This window comes from Pedobacter frigidisoli (assembly GCF_032678525.1).
In the GTDB taxonomy this organism is placed as follows: Bacteria; Bacteroidota; Bacteroidia; order Sphingobacteriales; family Sphingobacteriaceae; genus Pedobacter; species Pedobacter frigidisoli_A.
This window is the reverse complement of the sequence record NZ_JAVTSE010000002.1, coordinates 833122-853727: the sequence shown is the minus strand read 5'-3', so window position 1 is coordinate 853727 and position 20606 is coordinate 833122. Positions and strand designations below refer to the sequence as shown.

General features: G+C 39.9%; 18 protein-coding genes. 4 read left to right on the top strand and 14 right to left on the bottom strand.

Features of this window, described 5'->3' with window-relative positions; all coding sequences use genetic code 11:
• Window positions 1-223 precede the first annotated feature (223 nt).
• The 7 genes from groL to miaB all read right to left on the bottom strand — a co-directional run bounded on the left by groL (window position 224) and on the right by miaB (window position 7216).
• Window positions 224-1861, bottom strand: coding sequence for a chaperonin GroEL (gene groL / locus R2Q80_RS08750; RefSeq protein ID WP_316799225.1), 1638 nt, complete (start codon window positions 1859-1861; stop codon window positions 224-226).
• Window positions 1862-2013: 152 nt separating this feature from the next.
• Window positions 2014-2304, bottom strand: a complete 291-nt coding sequence (gene groES / locus R2Q80_RS08745; protein WP_029281770.1) for a co-chaperone GroES — start codon at window positions 2302-2304, stop codon at window positions 2014-2016.
• 245 nt (window positions 2305-2549) lie between these two features.
• The gene (secG, locus tag R2Q80_RS08740) at window positions 2550-2912 is read right to left on the bottom strand and encodes a preprotein translocase subunit SecG (protein ID WP_316799224.1); all 363 of its coding nucleotides are present in this window, start codon (window positions 2910-2912) and stop codon (window positions 2550-2552) included.
• Window positions 2913-2929: 17 nt separating this feature from the next.
• Window positions 2930-3832 (bottom strand): hypothetical protein, encoded by a 903-nt coding sequence (locus R2Q80_RS08735; RefSeq protein ID WP_316799223.1) that lies wholly within the window; start codon window positions 3830-3832, stop codon window positions 2930-2932.
• Between the two features lie 67 nt (window positions 3833-3899).
• Complete coding sequence (locus R2Q80_RS08730) at window positions 3900-4397, bottom strand: LptE family protein (RefSeq protein ID WP_316799222.1); 498 nt, start codon at window positions 4395-4397, stop codon at window positions 3900-3902.
• 74 nt (window positions 4398-4471) lie between these two features.
• A complete protein-coding gene (locus R2Q80_RS08725) occupies window positions 4472-5719 on the bottom strand; it encodes a sigma 54-interacting transcriptional regulator (RefSeq protein ID WP_316799221.1) in 1248 nt (415 codons plus the stop codon).
• A 72-nt stretch (window positions 5720-5791) separates the two neighbouring features.
• Window positions 5792-7216, bottom strand: coding sequence for a tRNA (N6-isopentenyl adenosine(37)-C2)-methylthiotransferase MiaB (gene miaB, locus R2Q80_RS08720; RefSeq protein ID WP_316799220.1), 1425 nt, complete (start codon window positions 7214-7216; stop codon window positions 5792-5794).
• A gap of 205 nt (window positions 7217-7421) precedes the next feature.
• Between miaB and R2Q80_RS08715 the strand changes: the two genes are divergently transcribed.
• From R2Q80_RS08715 to R2Q80_RS08700, 4 genes are all read left to right on the top strand, one after another.
• Window positions 7422-9224 carry a hypothetical protein gene (locus R2Q80_RS08715; protein ID WP_316799219.1) on the top strand — a complete coding sequence of 601 codons (1803 nt, stop codon included), beginning with the start codon at window positions 7422-7424 and terminating at the stop codon, window positions 9222-9224.
• Window positions 9225-9277: 53 nt separating this feature from the next.
• Window positions 9278-11086: a hypothetical protein gene (locus R2Q80_RS08710; RefSeq protein WP_316799218.1), complete on the top strand. Its 1809-nt coding sequence runs from the start codon at window positions 9278-9280 to the stop codon at window positions 11084-11086.
• A 61-nt stretch (window positions 11087-11147) separates the two neighbouring features.
• Entirely contained in the window at window positions 11148-11705 is a 558-nt protein-coding gene (locus R2Q80_RS08705; RefSeq protein WP_316799217.1) for a LemA family protein, read from the top strand.
• Complete coding sequence (locus R2Q80_RS08700; RefSeq protein WP_316799216.1) at window positions 11705-12661, top strand: DUF3137 domain-containing protein; 957 nt, start codon at window positions 11705-11707, stop codon at window positions 12659-12661. Before R2Q80_RS08705 ends, R2Q80_RS08700 begins: the two co-directional genes overlap by 1 nt.
• 23 nt (window positions 12662-12684) lie before the next feature.
• Here the strand turns inward: R2Q80_RS08700 and R2Q80_RS08695 are convergent, their stop codons facing one another.
• The 7 genes from R2Q80_RS08695 to R2Q80_RS08665 all read right to left on the bottom strand — a co-directional run bounded on the left by R2Q80_RS08695 (window position 12685) and on the right by R2Q80_RS08665 (window position 20529).
• Complete coding sequence (locus R2Q80_RS08695; RefSeq protein WP_047799641.1) at window positions 12685-13047, bottom strand: response regulator; 363 nt, start codon at window positions 13045-13047, stop codon at window positions 12685-12687.
• Between the two features lie 20 nt (window positions 13048-13067).
• Entirely contained in the window at window positions 13068-13652 is a 585-nt protein-coding gene (locus tag R2Q80_RS08690; RefSeq protein ID WP_316799215.1) for a chemotaxis protein CheB, read from the bottom strand.
• Window positions 13637-14455, bottom strand: a complete 819-nt coding sequence (locus tag R2Q80_RS08685; protein ID WP_316799214.1) for a protein-glutamate O-methyltransferase CheR — start codon at window positions 14453-14455, stop codon at window positions 13637-13639. The genes R2Q80_RS08690 and R2Q80_RS08685 overlap by 16 nt, the downstream gene beginning before the upstream one ends.
• Entirely contained in the window at window positions 14456-14827 is a 372-nt protein-coding gene (locus R2Q80_RS08680; protein WP_316799213.1) for a response regulator, read from the bottom strand.
• Between the two features lie 17 nt (window positions 14828-14844).
• Entirely contained in the window at window positions 14845-18432 is a 3588-nt protein-coding gene (locus R2Q80_RS08675) for a response regulator (protein WP_316799212.1), read from the bottom strand.
• 17 nt (window positions 18433-18449) lie between these two features.
• Window positions 18450-19583 (bottom strand): hybrid sensor histidine kinase/response regulator, encoded by a 1134-nt coding sequence (locus R2Q80_RS08670; RefSeq protein ID WP_316799211.1) that lies wholly within the window; start codon window positions 19581-19583, stop codon window positions 18450-18452.
• A 103-nt stretch (window positions 19584-19686) separates the two neighbouring features.
• The gene (locus R2Q80_RS08665) at window positions 19687-20529 is read right to left on the bottom strand and encodes a neutral zinc metallopeptidase (RefSeq protein WP_316799210.1); all 843 of its coding nucleotides are present in this window, start codon (window positions 20527-20529) and stop codon (window positions 19687-19689) included.
• Window positions 20530-20606: the final 77 nt, after the last annotated feature.

Sequence of the window (20606 nt, the reverse complement as noted above, 5' to 3'; positions counted from 1 at the left end):
TGTGTATGACATATACAACGCATGTAATAATTATTCGAGCACAAAGAACGTAATTTTTCCTTTACACTAACAAAAGTTTACATCAACTCGAACAAAATGAACGGCTTACAAGCATCAAAAAAGCCCATTGAGTTCAATTTAAGCATAAAAAAACCCCCAAGGGTTGTAAACCTTGAGGGTATATTTTTACACGAAATTATTTCGTGGTATCTGGATTTAATGACTACATCATTCCACCCATACCGCCGCCGCCCATTGGAGGCATAGCAGGAGAACCACCTTCTTCAGGCTCATCAGCTAAAACAACTTCTGTTGTTAATAACATTGCAGCAATAGATGCTGCATTTTCTAGAGCTACACGGGAAACTTTAGTCGGATCGATAACACCTGCACCGATTAAGTTTTCATAAACACCAGTACGTGCATTATAACCATAGTCAGCTGTTCCTTCTTTAACTTTCTGAACCACGATAGAACCTTCAATACCTGCATTTTCGCAAATCTGACGTAAAGGTTCTTCAATAGCACGACGGATGATCTGGATACCAGTATTTTCATCTTCGTTAACACCTTTTAAATCAGCGATAGAAGCAACTGCACGAATGAAAGCAACACCACCACCTGCAACAATACCTTCTTCTACAGCCGCACGGGTTGCATGTAAAGCATCATCAACACGGTCTTTTTTCTCTTTCATCTCTACTTCGGAAGCAGCACCAACGTAAAGAACCGCAACACCGCCAGCTAATTTCGCTAAACGCTCCTGTAATTTTTCTTTATCGTAGTCAGATGTTGTTGTTTCGATTTGTGCTTTGATCTGGCTAACGCGAGATTTGATATCATCAGAATTACCAGCACCGTTGATTACAGTTGTATTGTCTTTATCCACTACAACTTTCTCAGCAGAACCTAAATAAGTTAAATCAGCATTTTCTAATTTGTAACCTCTTTCTTCAGATACAACAATACCGCCGGTTAAGATTGCGATGTCTTCTAACATAGCTTTTCTTCTATCGCCAAAACCAGGTGCCTTAACAGCAACAACTTTCAGTGAACCACGGATTTTATTAACTACTAATGTAGCTAATGCCTCACCATCCAAATCTTCAGAAATGATTACTAATGGTTTACCAGTTTGAACTGTTTTTTCTAAAACAGGCAACAATTCTTTCATGTTGCTGATTTTTTTGTCGTAGATTAAAATGTAAGGATTATCTAATTCAGCCTCCATTTTATCAGCATTAGTTACGAAGTAAGGAGATAAATAACCTCTGTCGAACTGCATACCTTCTACTGTTTTAACTTCAGTTTCAGTACCTTTTGCTTCTTCAACAGTAATTACACCATCTTTACCTACTTTACCCATTGCTTCAGCAATTAAAGCACCGATTACCTCATCGTTGTTTGCAGAAATTGAAGCTACCTGCTTAATTTTGTTATTGTCTTCACCAACAGTTTGCGACTGCTCTTTTAAATTTGCAACAACTGCAGCAACAGCTTTATCGATACCACGTTTTAAATCCATCGGATTTGCACCCGCAGCTACGTTTTTAATACCTGTTGTAATAATTGCCTGAGCTAATACAGTTGCCGTAGTCGTACCATCACCTGCAATATCGGCAGTTTTAGATGCTACTTCTTTAACCATTTGTGCACCCATGTTTTCAACCGCATCTTTCAATTCGATTTCTTTTGCAACAGTTACACCATCTTTAGTAATTGCAGGAGAACCGAATTTTTTATCGATGATTACGTTACGTCCTTTTGGACCTAGAGTTACTTTTACCGCATTTGCAAGAATATCTACACCACGTTTCAGGGCGTCGCGTGCTTCTACGTTATATTTTACTTGTTTTGACATTTCTTTTTAAATTTTGATTGATTGTTTGAGAGAATGACTGAATTGGGTTTCGGAAGAAACTATCATTCGAAAATCACTCCTTCTATAATTTTTGATTATTTCCTTGATCAATGCTGAATTCACTCATGGAGGCTTCAGTCATTCAATCATTATTACCCTACTACTGCGTAGATATCAGTTTCACGCATAATTAAGTAATCTTTGCCTTCGTAAGGGAATTCGGTACCGCCGTATTTACCATAAATTACAACATCGCCCACTTTTACGCTTGCTTTTTTACCATCAGCATCTTCTTCAGAAACGGAAACTACAGTTCCTTTTGATGGTTTTTCTTTAGCAGTATCAGGGATATACAAACCCGATGCAGTTTTTTCTTCTGCGGCAGCTGGTTCAACAATTACTCTATTCGAACTGCCAGCAATTGGTTTTAGGTTTAACGCCATAACTTTTATTATTTTTTATTTTGATTTTGTTTTTAACTAAGCTATCAATTAACACTTTTTATGCCAATAGCATTTCGGGGACAAATTTACACCAGTACTGTCAAATTTCTAAACAAATGGCGAATAAGACCAAAATTTAGATGTCAGCTTGGCAGAGTGAATCAGCCGTGAATTTAACCACTCCTGATTTCATAAAAAAAGCTTTCCCTTTTGAGGAAAGCTTTTAAATACTTGTTGTTATTATATTATTTCTTCGTCGTATCTGTTGATGCCGGAGTTGTAGCCGCAGGTTTGGTGCTATTTAAGCCGCCACCTAGTGGAGAGGGAGAAGGTGTTTTATCTAAACGCTCCTGAATAGCTGAATTACCTACAGCAGCAGCACTGCCACCGGTTTTTGACACCGTAGTTATTCCAAGTGTTAGTACCACAATAGCAGCTAACAAAATCCATGAGCCTTTTTCCAAAACATCACCGGTACGTTGTACACCAAACATATTGCTTGTGCCACCGCCTGTAGCCAAACCACCACCTTTAGGGTTTTGTATTAATACAAACAAACCTAGAGCTATACATGCAATAATTAATAAAATGATTAAAAAGGTTACCATGGTAAAATTATATTTTTTTAAAATTTCTTTTCTATAGATTGGATAAGGTCGGCAAAGTAACCACTTTTTTCTGGATATTTCAAACTTAATTTTTTATAAGTATCTATGGCCTTGTGATAAAGCATTTGCTCGATATAAATCTTAGCCAGGGTTTCTGAAACAAGGTCGTAATGGTCTTCAGCGCTTTTCTTGGCTTTATTCTCATTGTCGATTTGCTCGGGCTTTGGCGGCTTAATTGTAGGGTCTTCTTTTAAGAACTTTTCAATAATCTGTGCTCCTTTGGTATCCTTAATCTCTGCCGGGTACTCTGCGAGGTGATCTGCTACCTCAAATGGCGTTTGTATATGAAAGATATGTTCAACATATTGTTGCTGAAATTCTTTTTCATCAGGTTTATCCTGTTTGTTAGAAACTTCAACTGGTTTTCGGTGAGCATATGGCTGAAAAACCTGTTCGTGCTCTTTACGGGTTTTAGCCAGCCACCACAAGAATGTATATGGAAGCTCATCATCATCATATTTGGAAACACGGCTAAAATCTGGTTCATCAGGGATTACAGTTTCAATTTTCGGAACCTGTTCTACCGCTACTGTATCGATCTTCTTCTCGAATTCAAAGAAATCAATCGCAGCGACACTTTCTATGAACAACTCTTCCTCGGCTGGCAAGTCGGCGAGTTCGGTAGTGACAGGGGTCAATTCCTCATCAAGAGGAACCATATTTAAGATATGGAAAAGCACATTACCCTGACTGTATAGTGCTGCTCTTGGCACATATGAAGCCTCTGCCCTTGCCAACAATAAATGTAGCGGTTGTGCATAAGGATGTTCGGCAACCATTTCTTTTAAAAAAGGTACATGCGACTTCCTCACCTTTCCAGGTTCGGCAATTAAATCAGCAAGTAGCTTTTTGGTATCCATGATCTGAGTTTGGTGCTAAGTTAAAAATTGTAGTCGGTATAAAATATTTTGTTTTACCTGGCTTCGATTACCACTGTGCAAAAGCCCTGTTAAAGATATCCTCCGTAAGCTGGCGGTTGATATTTTCTATTGCTGCAGGTATTGCAGCAGCGGTAGGAGAATAATCCAGGTACTTGGTAAAGCTTTCTTCAAAACTTTCTTTTTCATGGTCTTTCACATTATTCCGGTATTTAACAGATACCGTAATTGTTAATCTATTAGCTCCTGCTGTAGGTGTGGACGTTCCCTGTAATGCCACCGGCTTAATGTCGTAACCGGTGATTCTGCCTTCAAAAACAGCATCGGCTTCTCCTGTACTTACGCTTAAACGGGTTTGATTACGAATCCTTGTTTTTAAAGCTTCGGTAAGTGCATTGGCCAATGTTGGCACAACAAGCGGCGCATTATTTTCGAACACGCGAACGTTTACGGATTTTAAACCGTCGGTAGACGCGCCACTAAATTTATAAGTACAGGCCGAACTGATGGTCAGGAGGGCAATTAAAGCAATAAGTCTGATTTTCATCTGTTTATATCTTAACACATGTGTGGAATAGAACGTGATTTTTAAGCTGGAATTATCCTTTAAAAGCTAAAGTGCTATAAATTCAATTCTTTAATTTTCCGGTATAGTGTGCGTTCTGAAATACCTAGCTCCTGAGCGGCAAACTTACGCTTGCCTTTATGTTTTTTAAGCGCTTTTTTGATCAGGTCTGATTCCTTATCAACCAGCGATAAAGACTCCTCCACCTCTTCTGCATCGTGTGCAAAATATTCAGGGTTTCCATTATTGCTATTAATATTGTTGTTTGGTGCCGGATGCTGAATGGTAAAGGCATGCTCGTGACCTGCAGGCAGTTCTACATCGCGGTAAAGCTGGTTGATATATTGTGGATTATCGGCCAGAACTGTTGCGGTATTACCACCATGCTGGATGATTTCTGCCACCAGTTTTTTCAATTCTACCATATCCTTTTTCATATCAAAAAGAACCTTGTACAAAATGTCTCTTTCCGTAAAATCTTCTTTTGACTGCGCGTTAATAGCCATCGGCAAATTACTACCGGCTTCGTTGGGAATATAGTTTAATATTGCTTGTCCGTTCACATTTCTGTCTTTTTCAAGCACACAGATCTGTTCAGCGATATTTTTCAACTGACGCACATTTCCCGGCCAACTATAATTGGTCAAAATCTGAACAGCTTCAGGTTCAAGGTGCAGGCCGGGTGAACGATATTTATCACTAAAATCTGCTGCGAACTTCCTGAACAATAAGAAAATATCTTCTTTTCGCTCGTGAAGCGCGGGAATTCGCAATGGAACAGTATTTAAACGGTAGTATAAATCCTCACGAAACTTTCCATTTTTAACGCGGTTATATACGTCCACGTTAGTCGCCGCGATAATTCGAACATCTGTTTTCTGCACTTTAGAGGATCCTACCCTGAGGTACTCTCCGCTTTCCAGAATCCGGAGTAATCGTGCCTGCGTGCCTAATGGCAGCTCGGCTACTTCATCCAGAAAAATAGTACCCCCATTGGCTACTTCAAAATATCCTTTACGCGCTTCATGGGCACCTGTAAAGGAACCTTTTTCGTGTCCGAATAATTCTGAATCTATTGTTCCCTCTGGAATTGCACCACAGTTTACAGCAATAAAAGTTCCGTGCTTGCGGGCGCTCATTTGATGGATGATCTGAGAGAAAACCTCTTTACCGCTACCACTTTCGCCTGTGATCAGGACCGACATATCTGTTGGTGCAACCTGACTGGCAATATCTATGGCACGATTTAGCAGTGGAGAATTTCCAATAATACCGAATCGTTGTTTAATATTTTGTGTATCCATTCTTTAGTATCTTCTATTGGGTATCAAGTATTAAGACCGGCCGTCATTCAAAGATGGCTTCAGGCCTGTTTTTTAAGCGTTACCCACGATCTTTCCAATTAATGTTGCAGATGTACATCTTTCAATATATACATTGGCATACTGGCCAGGTTTTACGCCCTCAATAGCCGGGAAAATGGCCATTGCACCACTATCCCCTCTTCCACAATAGTCTTTATCTGATTTTTTAGATGTGCCTTCGATTAAAACCCTCACTGTTTTGCCTACCCATTCCTGCAAACGCATTAACGAGTGCTCCTGCTGTTTAGCTAGGATTTCGGCTAGGCGACGTTTTTTAACCTCTTCAGGAATATCATCTTCCAGTTTGCGCGCGGCTAAAGTTCCTGGGCGTTCAGAATAAGTGAAGTTATAGGCAAAATCGTATTGCACATAATCCATCATACTTAAGGTTTCCTGGTGTTCCTCTTCGGTTTCAGTACAGAAGCCTGCGATGATATCTGTTGAAATTGCGCAGCCCGGAATGATTTGCCTGATGGCATCAATGCGATTGATATACCATTCGCGACTGTAAGTTCTGTTCATTAATTCCAGCACACGGGTATTGCCCGACTGGACAGGAAGGTGAATATAATTGCAGATATTATCGTATTTCGCAATCGTACGTAAAACCTCATCGGTAATATCCTTAGGATGTGAGGTTGAGAAACGAACCCTTAATTCAGCACTAACTAAAGCCGTTTGCTCCAATAGCTGAGCAAAGTTAACTGATTCTGTGCCGTCTTCTGAAGTCCATGTATATGAATCTACATTTTGCCCCAGTAGTGTAACTTCACGGTAGCCTGCATCGAATAAGGCTTTAGCCTCCTGAATAATTGAGTGTGCATCACGGCTGCGTTCGCGACCTCTTGTAAATGGCACTACACAAAAAGAGCACATATTATTGCAGCCACGTGTGATGGAGATAAAAGCAGTGATGCCATTACTATTCAAGCGGACAGGACTAATGTCTGCATAGGTTTCCTCGCGGGACAACAACACGTTTACGGCTTTATGTCCACTTTCTACCTGCTCAATTAAATTTGGCAAATCACGGTATGCATCCGGGCCAACTACCACATCTACCAGGCGTTCTTCTTCTAAAAACTTTGATTTCAAACGCTCGGCCATGCAACCCAGCACTCCAACAATTAATTTTGGATTACGGCGTTTTTCTGCACCAAATTGCGACAGGCGGTTTCGAACTCTTGTTTCTGCATTTTCACGAATGGAACAAGTATTAATAAATATCACATCTGCCTGATGGTAATCGCCTGTAGTTTCAAATCCAGTTTCAGAAAGAATAGAGGCAACAATCTCGCTATCTGCAAAATTCATTGCACAACCGTAGCTCTCGATATATAATTTACGGGCATCGGCTTTTATTGGTGTATCTAAAATTAAAGCTTCACCTTGCCTTGCTTCATCGTGCGTCTTATCCTGTACTTGTAAATCAATCATTATTTAAAAACATTTGGAGGATTGCAAAAATACATAAATAAAATTAAAAGTGACAAATTGACATATTTAGTTGTAATGTTTACAAACTAATTATTTTCGGATTGGTTGTATCGAATCAGGCTGATGTCTCAACGGCCTAACAGATAGCGCATGAAGATACAAACCTTTCACACTTCTATCTGTTACCTATCAATAAGCCAATAAAATGACTGCTCAAAAAAGAAATAAACTCTGGACCTGGATCGCGTGTATCGTTGGTGGATTGATATTAATCGGAGCTTTTGGTGCAATGTTTATCAGTACGCGATGGAAGCCTATTTTAACGGAAAAAATTAAAGAGGGGGTTTATAACGGCTCCCATCATCTGTATACTATAGATTTTAAAAGTATTAATCTTAATATTATTACCGGAAGTATGGCGCTGCGTGAGGTAACTTTAAAGCCAGACACTTCGGTTTACGATAGTTTGAAAAAGCTAAGTTTGGCACCTGCACACATCTTTGAACTGGAGTTAAAAAAACTTCAGATTACACGCGTGGGAATTTTGACTGCATATTTCAAAAAACGTGTTGATGTAAATGAAATCAGGCTGGATAAACCATCTATTAATATGATTTTCAGCAAGGTCCCAAAAAAGGCTGATACCGCCAAAGTAGAAAAATCATTGTATGAGCAGATTTCCAGGACGTTTAAATCAATCCGGGTGCACAGTATCAAAATTGTTGATGCGGACTTTGATTATGTGAACAAGGCCGGCGGTAAAAAAGTGAAAAATACGATTAAGCACCTTGATATAACCGTTAATGACTTTTTGCTGGATTCAATTTCAGGGCAGGATACATCACGCTTTTATTATACCAAAGATATTGCTTTCAAATTGGCGGGTTATAAATCGATAACCAAAGACCGGATGTATAGTATGAGAGCAGATACTATTTCGGGGTCATATGCTACCGGTAAAATCACGGCTAAAGGTTTTAAACTCACTCCACTCTATCCGGAATTAGCATTTGCGCGGAAATATAACATTCAAAAAGACCGGTATAACCTATCATTTGAAAAGATCGAATTCACTGGTGTGGACTTTATCGGGTTAAACACCGACCAAAGCCTGCATGCCAGGTCGGTAAAAATTGGCCCGGCAAATGTTGAGGTTTTTATGAGCCGGGAGTCGCCCCCTCCTCCGGGGTTAGATAAAGGTCGAAATTATCCACACATGGCGCTGAAACGTTTGAATATTCCGACCATAATTGATACGGTAAAACTGCAGCAAATCAATTTAAAATATTCGGAATACAACCCGGCAAGTAAGAAAACCGGATCTGTAGAATTTAAATCATTAACCGGAACTATCCTGAATGTAACCAACGACAGTTTACGCCTGACAAAAAACAACCATGCTAAAGCTAATTTTAATTCCCTTTTAATGGGAAGTGGGAAGCTGAATGTTAAGATCGATTTCAACCTCACCGATCAAAACGGTGGCTTTGATTACAGCGGTAGTCTGGGTAAATTCGACTTCAGGCAACTTAATTCTTTATCAAAGAACCTTGGTTTAGTTGAAATTGAAAGCGGCTATGTGCAGCATATCGATTTTAAAGCAAGTGGAAATCTGCGCTCCGCTACCGGATCGATGAATATGCTTTACAGCAACCTTAAGGTTAAACTTTTATCTGATAACATTGATGGAAAGGGCACTAAAGAGAAGGGATTTTTATCCCTGCTGGCTAATGCGATATTGGTTAAAGATGAGAATCCTAAAAAAGGTGAGGCGCCGCGGTCGGCAAGAATGACCAATACCAGAATTAGCTCGGCCTCATTTTTCAACCTGATGTGGAAGACGATATTTGTGGGCATAAAAGATATTGTAGGTGTTGGTATTGTTCCGGAGAAGAACCCTGTAAAGCAACAGAAAGTTATTGCGAAGAAAATAAGGCAACAAAAGCGTGAAGACCGCCGTGAGGCCCGGAAAGAAAAAAAAGAGAAGAACAGGCTGGAGGGTCAGTAAATTCATTTTATAAATGTATATTGCTGATAAAACAAGCACGCCCCGTTTATTAAATGCCAGATACCAAGCGCAACCGTTATCAAGTTTTTAAGTGGATTACAGGCGTACTATTCGCCATACTTATTTTGCTTTCTGGTTTGGCCTGGTTTTTAAATATCAAATCCCGCCCGATTCTTACTGACCGGATCAAAACGCTGCTGTACAAATCTACAGACAGCCTGTATACCATTAGTTTCTCCAGTGTGTCGACGAATATACTGACAGGTAATGCCACACTGGAAAATGTTAACATCAGGCCTGATACGGTACGTTTTAAGCAGCTTATTGCATTAAAACGTGCTCCGAATAATCTTTATTCTGTTTCATTGAAAAAGCTTTCGGTGAAACATTTCCACCCTTTAACTTTATATCAGGAGCAAAAGCTACAGCTGGATGAGATTATTTTCGACAAGCCGGAAGTATCCATGCAGAATCAGCAATTCGCCTTCAATGAGGGGCGTGCACCAAGACCGGTTAAATCACCTTATGCTTTCATATCAAAAAACTTAAAAGAGTTTTCAATCAAAAATATTCTGTTCAGGGATGCCAGTTTCAAGTACATCAACAAGAATCAGACTAACAGCCGCCCATTTCTGATTGATGATTTAAATATTACCCTCACTGATCTTCTTGTGGACTCTACTTCTGCTGATGATGAAAGCAGGTTTTATCTATTAAAGGATATCGTGGTTAATCTTAACAACTATGTTTACACGACACCCAACAAGATGTATAACATTAAACTGGATCAACTTGATTTCAGGGCTACTACAGGAAAGTTGAGGGTGAATCGTTTTGCATTGGAGCCACTGTATGATGAGATGCAGTTCAGCAAAATACATCCTGGCAAAGAACGGTTTGATATTCGGATGAATGATTTGCAGTTAAACGGGATTGATTTACCATTGTACATCAGCAAGCAGGAAATATGGGCAAAGGAGATGGCTATTGCACATGGGCATGTGTCGGTTTTCAACGGTAATGATGAGCTTCCCGACGAACACGAGGGTAAGAAGGTGAGTAAGGTTGGTCGTTTTCCACATCAGCTGCTGCAGTTGGTGGAAGTACCTATTCTGGTACAGAAAATTCAGCTTAAAGATATCAATATTAATTATGGGGTATTTAATAGTGAAAGTCAGCAAAAGGGAAGAATTGCTTTTGAGAACACCTCGGGTATCATCAAAAATGCGACTAACCTGGATAAAATCAAAGCTATAAATCCCATTATGGATGTAAGCCTCAGGTCTTACCTTTTTGGTCAGGGGAAACTCGATGTAAATTTCAAATTCGACCTGAAGGCGAAAGATGGGGCCTTTCTTTACAGCGGTGTGCTACACGGCTTTAACGCGCGAATTTTGAACCAGATTACCAAGCCGCTTGGTCTGGTGAGAATTAACCGCGGAACGGTAGACCAGCTGAAGTTCAGTTTCAAGGGAAATGACGCAGGTGCCAGAGGTAAAGTGGCTTTTTCCTACTATGATCTTTCTGTTGCGCTTATGAAAAATGATCCGACTAAAGACCATCTAATTACTCGTGGATTTCTTTCCTTTCTTGCTAATGCACTGATTATAAAAACAGAAAATCCAGGTCCAAGTGGAAAGTTAGTTACTGTTGATGTGAATTACGAACGACCTTCCTACTCTTCTTTTTTTAACATGATCTGGAGAAGCTTGTTTGTTGGGATAAAGTATAGTGTGGGCATAACGGAAGAGAAACAGAATGAGATTAAAAAACATATTGCCAATTTTAAAGCCATGCAGGAAGGCCACCGTCTCCGCAAACTAAAACGGCTTGAGCGCAGAAAAAAAACAGAACAGCGTTAGGCAACTACACTAAGTTTTGTAACCTTTTGATAACTTTAATATCTAAATTAAAAAAACTACTATGATTATTGCCCTCGTTATCTTCGCCCTGTTATTCATCATTGGAATTTCGTTCTACAACTCCTTAATCGGTAAGAAAAACCAGGTTACAAATGCGTTCTCTGCCATTGATGTGATGTTAAAGAAACGTTTTGACCTGATTCCAAATCTTGTTGAAGTAGTAAAACAATACACTAGTTATGAACAGGGTACTTTAAGCAAGATTGTTGAACTTAGAGCTAAAGGTACCTCTGGTAATCTCAGTGATACAGAAAAAGCACAGCTAGACGGCGAATTGAGCAGCAATGTAGGCCGTTTGATGGTTAATGTAGAGAACTACCCGGACTTAAAAGCGAACACCAATTTTATCAACCTGCAAACCACCTGGACGGAAAGTGAAGAGCAGATTGCTGCAGCGAGAAGAACCTACAATGCTACGGTAACAGAATACAACAATTCCATCATGATGTTTCCGGGAAGTATTTTTGCCGGAATGCTCAACTATCAGCCTGTAGCGGTATTGGAAACTGCGGCTGAAGAACGTAAAAACGTTAGTGCCAGGGACCTCTTCAATAGCTAATGTCATTCAGCATCAATACAAATGTAGCTCTACAAAATGTACTGGCTACAATGGAAGTTGAGCGAAAAAAAATAGCGTCAACTCAAACTAAAGGCTATCTTTTTATTGCGATTGGAATTGCCCTCGCAGGGATTGGCTTCTTCTTAGGCTTTCCTGTTGTGGCGATTATATCGGGTTTAGTACCGCTGGTATATGGTGGGGTTTTACTCTACCAGATCAGTGATGATGTAAAAACTTACAAAGATGCTTATAAGCAGGATGTGATTGGTGCTGCGCTTAAATTTTTAGATGATAGTTTAACAATTCAGCCACATTTGGGGATTGAGCCATCGGAGTTTATGTATACTCAAATGTTTAATACGGAGCCCGACCGTTACCATACAGAAGACCTGGTAAGCGGATCATCAGGACAAACCAGGTTTTACTTTGCCGAGGTTCATGCCGAATACAAGACCGTAACCCAAACGAAGAACGGCACCCGTACTGAGTGGCATGATATCTTTAAAGGAATATTATTTGCTGCTGACTTCAATAAGCATTTTAATGGTATTACTGTTGTTAAGCCAAAGGATTTTGGAAGTGCATTGAGTGCGTGGTTTTCCAAAAACATCTATTCATTCGGAAATAAAGATGTGATTCAATTAGAGAATCCAGACTTCAGCAAAACCTTTGTGACGTATGGAAGCGATCAGGTTGAAGCCCGGTATATTCTGACTCCATCAATGATGGAGCGCATCTTGAGTTTAAATAATGAAAGCAAATATGATATTAGCGTATCATTCATCCAATCCAGAATGTACATTGCATTTCCGCTTGTCCGGAATTATTTCGAGGCACCTATTTTTAAATCACTACTCAACCCTGAAGCATTGAACGATGATATCAATGCCATCAGGTTTATGTATGACATTATACAGGAGCTGGATTTGAATACCCGCATCTGGGGAAAGAACTGATCAATACCGGAAAGTAACCGGCGTTAACTGAGGTGTTTTTTTACGATTTCTTCAAGTGCCAGGATATCAAATGGCTTGGATAAATAGCTATCTGCTCCAGCTTCGTCGGCAAGTGCTGAAATATCGTTGTTGGCTGAAAAATAGATTACAGGAATATGTTTCAGGTCGGGATGGCTTTTTAAAGCTCTAGTGGCTTGTATTCCTCCTAAATCCGGCAGCCAGTTGTCCATAAAGATCAGGTCGGGCATATATTCCGAAACCTGTTTTTCTATTTCATTAGCGCTTTCTGATGTTTTAATCTCATAGCCGGCATCTTCCAGTATGAAGGTGCACAAATCAAGAATATCACGATTATCATCAAACACAAAAACCTTTTTTAAACTCATTTTAACCTCCAGAATAGCAATTAATTATTTAAATTATTAATGTATGCGGCCATCTCAAAACTATGCAGTAAAATATGTGGCTTCACATTTAAAGCAGCCTGTTGCGGCATGTATGGCATTATAGCGGTATCAGGATTCTGTATAACCACGGTACCGCCCAAATTGTTTACACTTTTTAATCCCTCTACCCCATCTGCATTCGATCCGGAGAGTAAAATACAAACCAGCTTATCTCCAAATATATCTGCAGCAGACTGGAAAGTTACATCGATAGCCGGACGGGAATAGTTGATCTTTTCTGAATAGTCTAAGGATACACTTCTGTTTTGCTCGATAAGCAAATGATAATCTGAAGGAGCCAGGTAAACCTGGCCGGGCTGCAGTATTTCTTTTTCTTCGGCTTCGAATACCGGTAAACTGGTTCTGTTTCTCAATAAATCACTTAGAAGCGACTCGTTATTGGCTTTACGGTGAATCACTAAAATGATGGGAAAAGTGATACCGGACTTCAGATCGGGAAATATTTCGAGCAATACATCCAGACTTCCTGCTGAACCGCCGATGATCAATGCCTCACACTTTGCAGAACCTATAGTTTGCGCCATATTTTCTCCAGTTTTACTCTTTTATATTCTTTTGATTTGGCCCAGAATTCCAGACTTTCTTTACTGCCTAGTGCGAGGTAGCCCAATTTTTCAATACTGCTATCAAACAGATTAAATACCTTATGTTGAAGGTCTTTATCAAAGTAGATCAAAACATTTCTGCACATGATAAGCTGGAACTCGTTGAATGAGTGATCAGAAACTAAGTTATGCGTAGAAAATATCATTTTACTATTTAAGCTTTCATCAAATTTAGCCAGTGAATAATTAGCGGTATAGTAAGATGAAAAATCTTTTATTCCTCCAGATTGAATATAGTTTTCAGAATACTGTTTCAGGTAGTTCATGGAAAACATCCCTTTTTTTGCTTTCTCTAAAACCGACGGGTTGATGTCGGTTGCGTAGATCAAAGACTTACCCAATAAATTCAGCTCTTTCAACACTATTGCCAGGGAATACGCTTCCTCTCCTGTTGAACATCCAGCTACCCAAACCCTAATAAAAGGGTAAGTACCTAATACGGGAAGCACATCATTTCTTAAGGCTTTGTAGAAAGAAGGATCGCGAAACATTTCGGTAACGTTTACGGTGATTTCCTCTAAAAACCGTTTGAAATATTGTTTATCGCTTCGAATGGTATATCTAAATTCTGCAAAACTCACAAAATTGTCGAGTGCATACAGACGGGTAATTCGCCTTTTTATAGATGCGTGAGAGTATTCCAGAAAATCGTATCCGTGAGTTTCCAAAACATCATTGAGCAATAATTCAATCTGCTCATTATCTATTACATCACTTATCACCTAATTTGTAAATTTTTCTATCTGCACTAGTAACTCATCAACATTTATCGGTTTTGAAACATAACCCGAAGCTCCGGCACTAAGGCAGCGTTCTTTATCGCCGACCATTGCCTGTGCTGTAACGGCTAGTACGGGTATATTCTGCATTTCCTGGGATTTTTTCATTGCAGCAATTGCCTGGTAGCCATCCATATCAGGCATCATCATGTCCATCAGAATGATCGCTACATTTGCATTTTGCTGTAGGATTAAAAAGCCTTCCCGGGCACTTGTTGCAGAAAGGCAATCGAAACCTTTGGCTTTTAGAACAGCTTTTAAGGCAAAAATGTTTCGGTTATCATCATCAATAATCAGAATTGTTTTTTGAGGCATATTAATTATAAAATGGTTTAAGAAGTATGATGATTTTCGTAAAGCCAGACACGTAAAAGCGAAATCAGCTGATCCATATCTACTGGTTTACTAATGTAATCAGATGCACCGGCAGCAATACATTTTTCCCTATCTCCCATCATGGCTTTTGCCGTTACAGCAAGAATGGGTAGATGTTTATGTTTCAAGTCTTGTCTGATTGCTGTTGTGGTTTCATAACCATCTAACTCAGGCATCATCATATCCATTAAAACCACATCAACGGCGGGGTTTTCATTTAGCATTTTTAGTGCTTCTTTGCCGTCTGTTGCGGGTAGAACTTTCATTTGATGCTGTTCAAGAATTTTTGTCAGAGAGAAGATGTTCCGCACATCATCATCAGCAACCAAAACGGTTTTACCTTTCAAAACATCCTGCAATTCTGAGAATCGTTTAGGCGCTTTGTTTTTCTCCTTACTTTTTTCTTCAACCAGATGCAGGAACAAGCCTGCTTCATCCAATATACGCTGGTAAGAGTGGGCTGTTTTTACTACAATTGAATCGGCATACTGTTTAATGCGGTTTTCTTCACCTTTTGAAAGGTTTTTACCTGTGAATATGATAATTGGAAGGTTTTCCAGACCTGGTGTTTTCTTTACAACCTCGAGTGTTTCATATGCATGCTTGTCGGGAATACCCATATCCAGAATCACACAGTTCACTTCGGGTTTGTGCAATGCAGATACGCCATCATTTACCTGGCTTACAATTTCCGTCTGGATGTTGAAGTTGCTTAAGAAATAACTTAAAGCCTTGGCATGCTGCTCATTTTCTTCAACGATCAGCACTTTTTTGGGATGCCGGCTTAAAGCATGTTCCAATTTAGAGAAAATTTCCTGCATGTGCTCGAAGGCAAATGGCTTGTTTATGAAGTCAACGGCGCCTTTTAGCAAGCTTTCTTTCTTCACCTGTAAGGATGACATGATATGGACAGGAATTGGCCTGGTTGCCGGATCTGCCTTCAGTTCTTCCATTACCTGCCATCCGTCTTTAACAGGCAGCTGAATGTCGAGTAGAATGGCTAAAGGTTTATAAGTTCTGGCCATTTCTATTCCCACATCGCCTCTTACTGCCACCAAACCTTTATAGTCGCGTTTTCGGGTAAAATCGAGCAGGGTTTTCGCGAAAGGCGTATCATCTTCCACAATTAAGATTACCTTGTCGTCTGGCTGAATATTTTCTCTATCGTCTTCAATTTCCTGAGGGATGTTTGCGACAGTCAAGCGTTCAATTTTCTTTGGTGTGGATTCTGCTACCGGAAGTGGCTTTTGAGCAATGAACTCCACGGCACCTTCCAGGCCTTTATTTTTATCTATAGGAAGCGTGAGGGTAAAAATACTTCCTTCACCTTCTGTACTTTTCAGATCAATATAACCTCCGAGCAGTTTAGCCAGTTCTCTGCTTATTGACAATCCGAGTCCGGTACCACCAAACTTTCTTCTTGTTGACCCATCCGCCTGCTGAAAAGCTTCAAATACCATTCCCTGTTTCTCCGGGGCAATACCCACACCGGTATCTGTAACCTTGAAAATCAAGGCTTGTTGTTTTTCGGATTTAGTGATATTTAATTTGACTGAACCTTGTGTTGTAAACTTGATTGCATTGGAGAGCAGATTTTTAATAATCTGTTCCAAACGCATTTTATCGGTATGGAAATACTCGGGAACATCGTTAGCTTTATCAACTACAAAGTTTAAATTCTTTTCTTTAGCCAGGGGATTAAAAAGCGAGCGCATATTGAGCATAACATCATCAACTTTGATATTTGCGCGATCGAGTTCCATTTTGCCGGCCTCGATTTTAGAAAGATCCAGTATTTCATCAATTAAACTCAGCAAGCCCTGTCCTGAGCTTTGTATCACCTCTGCGTACTCCTGGTGCTCGCGGTCCATTTCTTCGTTCTCAGCCATTAATCTGGACAATAACAAAATTGAATTTAGCGGAGTCCGCAATTCGTGCGACATATTAGCCAGAAATTCAGACTTATAGCGCGTACTGAGTTCAAGGGCTTCGGCTTTCTGCTGAATCTCAATATTGCGTTCTTCGATTAATTCATTCTTTTCTTCGAGCAAACTGCTGCGTTCTTCAAGTTCCTGGTTACTCTGCAACAGCTCTTCCTGTTGCACCCTAAGCTCTTCCTCAGATGCCTGCAGCTTTTGTGCCTGGGCCTCAAGTTCCGCATTAAGTCCTTCCAGCTCATTATGCTGAACCTGCAGTTCTTCAGACTGAGCCTGGGTTTCTTCAAGCAACTGTTGAAGCTTCTGTCTGTTTTGTGCGCCCAGTAAGGCTGTACCTACATCTGTGAGGACGAGATTTAAGAAATGGAGTTGTAGATCAGTATAGTTGCCAATAGTGCCCAATTCTACACCACCAATTGAAATTTCATTGCGAATAATGGGCAATACTACTAATTGAGCAGGTTTTATATTTCCTGTAGCATGCGAAATGGTTAATTCATTTTGCGGAACATCTTCAATGAGGATACGTTTGCCCGACTTAACTGCCTGCCCGATTAAGCCCTGGCCAAGTTCTATGGTTTCTGACAGATTTTTTCCCTGCAGGGCATACTGTGCTTTGAGGTGTAAATATCCATCGTCTTTAAAGAGGTAGATGGCTCCAATCTGGCTTTTGGTATAGACCGCTAAAAATTCGAGAATATCTTCGGCCAAATGAAATACATCTTTTTCACCTACCATTTTAACATTCAGGTTTGCTACACCAGTTTGCAACCATTCATTATCAGCAAGTGTATCAAAAGATGTTTTCAAGGATGTTGACATGCTATTCAATGAGCCTGAAAGCTCGCCAATATCGTCTTTTGACTGCCCCTCTAATGTTACACCATAGTTACCAATGGAAATCTGATGTGCAATTTCCTTAATTGCCACAATCCGTTTTTCCATCTCATATTTTTTATCTTCGATTTCCTGGTGGAGTTTTACTCTTTCATCAAAATCTACCGAGACTTTCCTGTAGAAAAACAAGGTAATGAGTATTGCCAGTACAGCTGCAATCAGGATTAGTATCGGTGTATAAGCGCTCAGCTTGTTTAATTCCTCTGTACGTACATTTAAAAGTCTTTTTTCTTCAGCAACCAATTTGCTTACAACGGCACGTGCCTGATCCATATATACCTTACCCTGAAAAAGTACTGTAGGATCAATTGCGCCGCCGAGCGATTTAATCTCAATAGTTGAGCTGATGATGCCCATGCGTTTGAAGAGAATAGATCTAAGTGCCGCAACATTTTTTTGCTGGACAGCATTGTCTTTCGTTGCCGTTTCCACCCGCTTAAGGATAGCGGCAGCAGAATCACTTGCGCCATAATAAGGAGCTAAAAAAACCTTATTACCGGTTAAAAGGAATCCTCTTTGCCCTGTTTCTGCGTCCTTCAGGTAAGAGATAATATTTTCACTGTTTAAGATTACCTCATCGCTATGCTTTACAAGTTCGGTACTTTGGATCAGGTTTCTGATGCTCACGTATGAAGCCAGTGAGCTGATGAAAAGAATAATCAGCGATAAACCGAGGCCTAAGCGTAAATTATTTTTAAGCGTTGTTTTCATTATACTATTTGAGGTAATTATTCTTGATTTTTAACGATTTCTTCTTCGGTGATCGGAATAATGAAGTAAAATTCCGAGCCCTCATCCGGGGTGCTGTTTACACCGATTGTACCGCTGTGCCTTTTAATGATTTCTGAGCAGATGTATAATCCGATACCCAAACCATTAAATCTGTTGCTACTATCCTCTACACGATAAAATTTATCGAAGATTTTTTGTTGCTGTTCCTTCGAGATACCTATGCCGAAATCTTTCACAGCGAGATAGAGTTTACCATCTTTAATATTGATGGTTACATTAACCTGATTAGTTCCCGGGGCATATTTTATGGCATTCGTAATAAAGTTGATCACCACTTGTTCCAGCCTCATTTCGTCACCAAATATCAGCTCACTGGTTTGTCCAAGCCTGGTAATCATAAAATCGGGATTCGATTGCTGCAACATTTCAATGGCGTTATTCACCATATGATCAGCGCAAAAAGGCCTCATATTGAATTTCATTTTGCCACTCTCAATTTTAGAAATATCAAGCAAATCAACAATGAGATCATTCAATTTTTCGAGCTGAATACTTGCCTTATCCAAATGGTTTCTGGCCAGCTCCTTGTTATCCTTATCCAAACTACGCTGCAGGAGCTGGATATACCCCTTAACACTGGTTAAAGGTGTTTTCAGTTCGTGGCTGGCGATACTGATGAATTCATCTTTTTTGTGTTCGGCTTCTTTTCTGAATTCAATTTCTTCGAGAAGCTTTTCCTGCACTTCGTTGAGCTTTCTACTTTGCTCGTAAATGCGATAGAAAGTTTTGATTTTAAGCAGAAGAACATTAATATCCACCGGTTTGGTGATGTAATCGAGTCCGCCGCTGAGATAACCTTTGGTAATAAATTTGAGTTCTGTATTTACGGCCGAAAGAAATATGATAGCGGTATCTTTTGCCTTGCTAAAGCCGGAAATAGCTTCAGCTACTTCGAATCCGTCCATATCGGGCATTTGAACATCAAGGATGATCAGCACATAGTTGTTCTTAAGAACCTTTTTTAGCGCCTCTTCTCCAGATGATGCCGTGTCGACATCAAAGTTATGTGCTTGTAATACTTTTTGTAAGGAGATCAGGTTTTCAGGCCTGTCATCAACTATAAGAATCATCTTTTAAAACAAATAAGGAGCTGAGATATTTATGTTTGGTTTAGAGACAAATATCTCATAACTGTAAACAAACAAGGAATGCTGAAAAAAGTTTTAACTTTTTTTACAAATCATTTGAGTTGAATGTATCTCCCTGTTTGAAGTCGCCTGTTTCGAAGCCTTTCCTGAACCAGTACACCCTTTGTTTAGACGTTCCGTGAGTAAAGGAATCGGGCTGCACGTTCCCGGTTGCCTGCTTTTGTAGCTTATCATCGCCAATAGCATTTGCTGCAGTTAAAGCTTCTTCTATATCTCCTTCTTCCAGTCTGAAATCCTTCAGATTCTGTGCATTATGAGCCCAAAGCCCTGCGAAGAAGTCGGCCTGTAGTTCGAGTTTCACTGATAAGCGATTATATTCTGTTTCACTGACTTTTCCGCGTGCGCGATCCAGTTGTTCTGAAATTCCCAGGAGGTTTTGTACATGGTGTCCCACTTCATGAGCAATCACATAAGCCTGCGCAAAATCTCCACCTGCTCCAAAGCGATCTTTAAGTTCATCATAAAATGATAAATCAATGTATACTTTACTATCACCCGGGCAGTAGAAAGGCCCGATATTAGATTGAGCAAAGCCACACGCTGTCTGCTCGCCGTCCCTGAACAATCTCAATTTGGGATATTCATATTGTTTGCCCATGGCTTCAAATTCTTTAGTCCACACAAGTTCTGTAGATTCGAGAACCCCAGAGACAAAAACTGCCTGAGGATCATCAGCTGGAACACCCTTTTTTACCTCTTCAGTACCTGCTCCGGTTGGAAGCTGACTTACTACACCTGTTAAATCTTTACCGAAAATTAAGCCTAGTACGACAATTACGATACCAATACCACCACCTAAGGCGGTTTTTCCCCCACCACTACCTCTTCCATCCTCTACATTATTACTTCCTTTACCAAACCATTGCATAGCTTTCTTTTTTGTTTAATGAATAACCGTAACTGAGGGACAATTGTTATGCTAAAGTATAAATTATTTTTAGGATA

What these genes read in the sequence shown, in the direction of transcription:
- R2Q80_RS08695 (WP_047799641.1), bottom strand. Translation starts at nt 13,047, where the DNA reads ATGAGTTTAAAAAAGGTTTTTGTGTTTGATGATAATCGTGATATTCTT.
- R2Q80_RS08735 (WP_316799223.1), bottom strand. Translation starts at nt 3,832, where the DNA reads ATGGATACCAAAAAGCTACTTGCTGATTTAATTGCCGAACCTGGAAAG.
- R2Q80_RS08680 (WP_316799213.1), bottom strand. Translation starts at nt 14,827, where the DNA reads ATGCCTCAAAAAACAATTCTGATTATTGATGATGATAACCGAAACATT.
- groL (WP_316799225.1), bottom strand. Translation starts at nt 1,861, where the DNA reads ATGTCAAAACAAGTAAAATATAACGTAGAAGCACGCGACGCCCTGAAA.
- R2Q80_RS08700 (WP_316799216.1), top strand. Translation starts at nt 11,705, where the DNA reads ATGTCATTCAGCATCAATACAAATGTAGCTCTACAAAATGTACTGGCT.
- R2Q80_RS08715 (WP_316799219.1), top strand. Translation starts at nt 7,422, where the DNA reads ATGACTGCTCAAAAAAGAAATAAACTCTGGACCTGGATCGCGTGTATC.
- R2Q80_RS08690 (WP_316799215.1), bottom strand. Translation starts at nt 13,652, where the DNA reads ATGGCGCAAACTATAGGTTCTGCAAAGTGTGAGGCATTGATCATCGGC.
- R2Q80_RS08725 (WP_316799221.1), bottom strand. Translation starts at nt 5,719, where the DNA reads ATGGATACACAAAATATTAAACAACGATTCGGTATTATTGGAAATTCT.
- R2Q80_RS08730 (WP_316799222.1), bottom strand. Translation starts at nt 4,397, where the DNA reads ATGAAAATCAGACTTATTGCTTTAATTGCCCTCCTGACCATCAGTTCG.
- secG (WP_316799224.1), bottom strand. Translation starts at nt 2,912, where the DNA reads ATGGTAACCTTTTTAATCATTTTATTAATTATTGCATGTATAGCTCTA.
- R2Q80_RS08675 (WP_316799212.1), bottom strand. Translation starts at nt 18,432, where the DNA reads ATGAAAACAACGCTTAAAAATAATTTACGCTTAGGCCTCGGTTTATCG.
- R2Q80_RS08710 (WP_316799218.1), top strand. Translation starts at nt 9,278, where the DNA reads ATGCCAGATACCAAGCGCAACCGTTATCAAGTTTTTAAGTGGATTACA.
- groES (WP_029281770.1), bottom strand. Translation starts at nt 2,304, where the DNA reads ATGGCGTTAAACCTAAAACCAATTGCTGGCAGTTCGAATAGAGTAATT.
- R2Q80_RS08665 (WP_316799210.1), bottom strand. Translation starts at nt 20,529, where the DNA reads ATGCAATGGTTTGGTAAAGGAAGTAATAATGTAGAGGATGGAAGAGGT.
- R2Q80_RS08705 (WP_316799217.1), top strand. Translation starts at nt 11,148, where the DNA reads ATGATTATTGCCCTCGTTATCTTCGCCCTGTTATTCATCATTGGAATT.
- R2Q80_RS08670 (WP_316799211.1), bottom strand. Translation starts at nt 19,583, where the DNA reads ATGATTCTTATAGTTGATGACAGGCCTGAAAACCTGATCTCCTTACAA.
- miaB (WP_316799220.1), bottom strand. Translation starts at nt 7,216, where the DNA reads ATGATTGATTTACAAGTACAGGATAAGACGCACGATGAAGCAAGGCAA.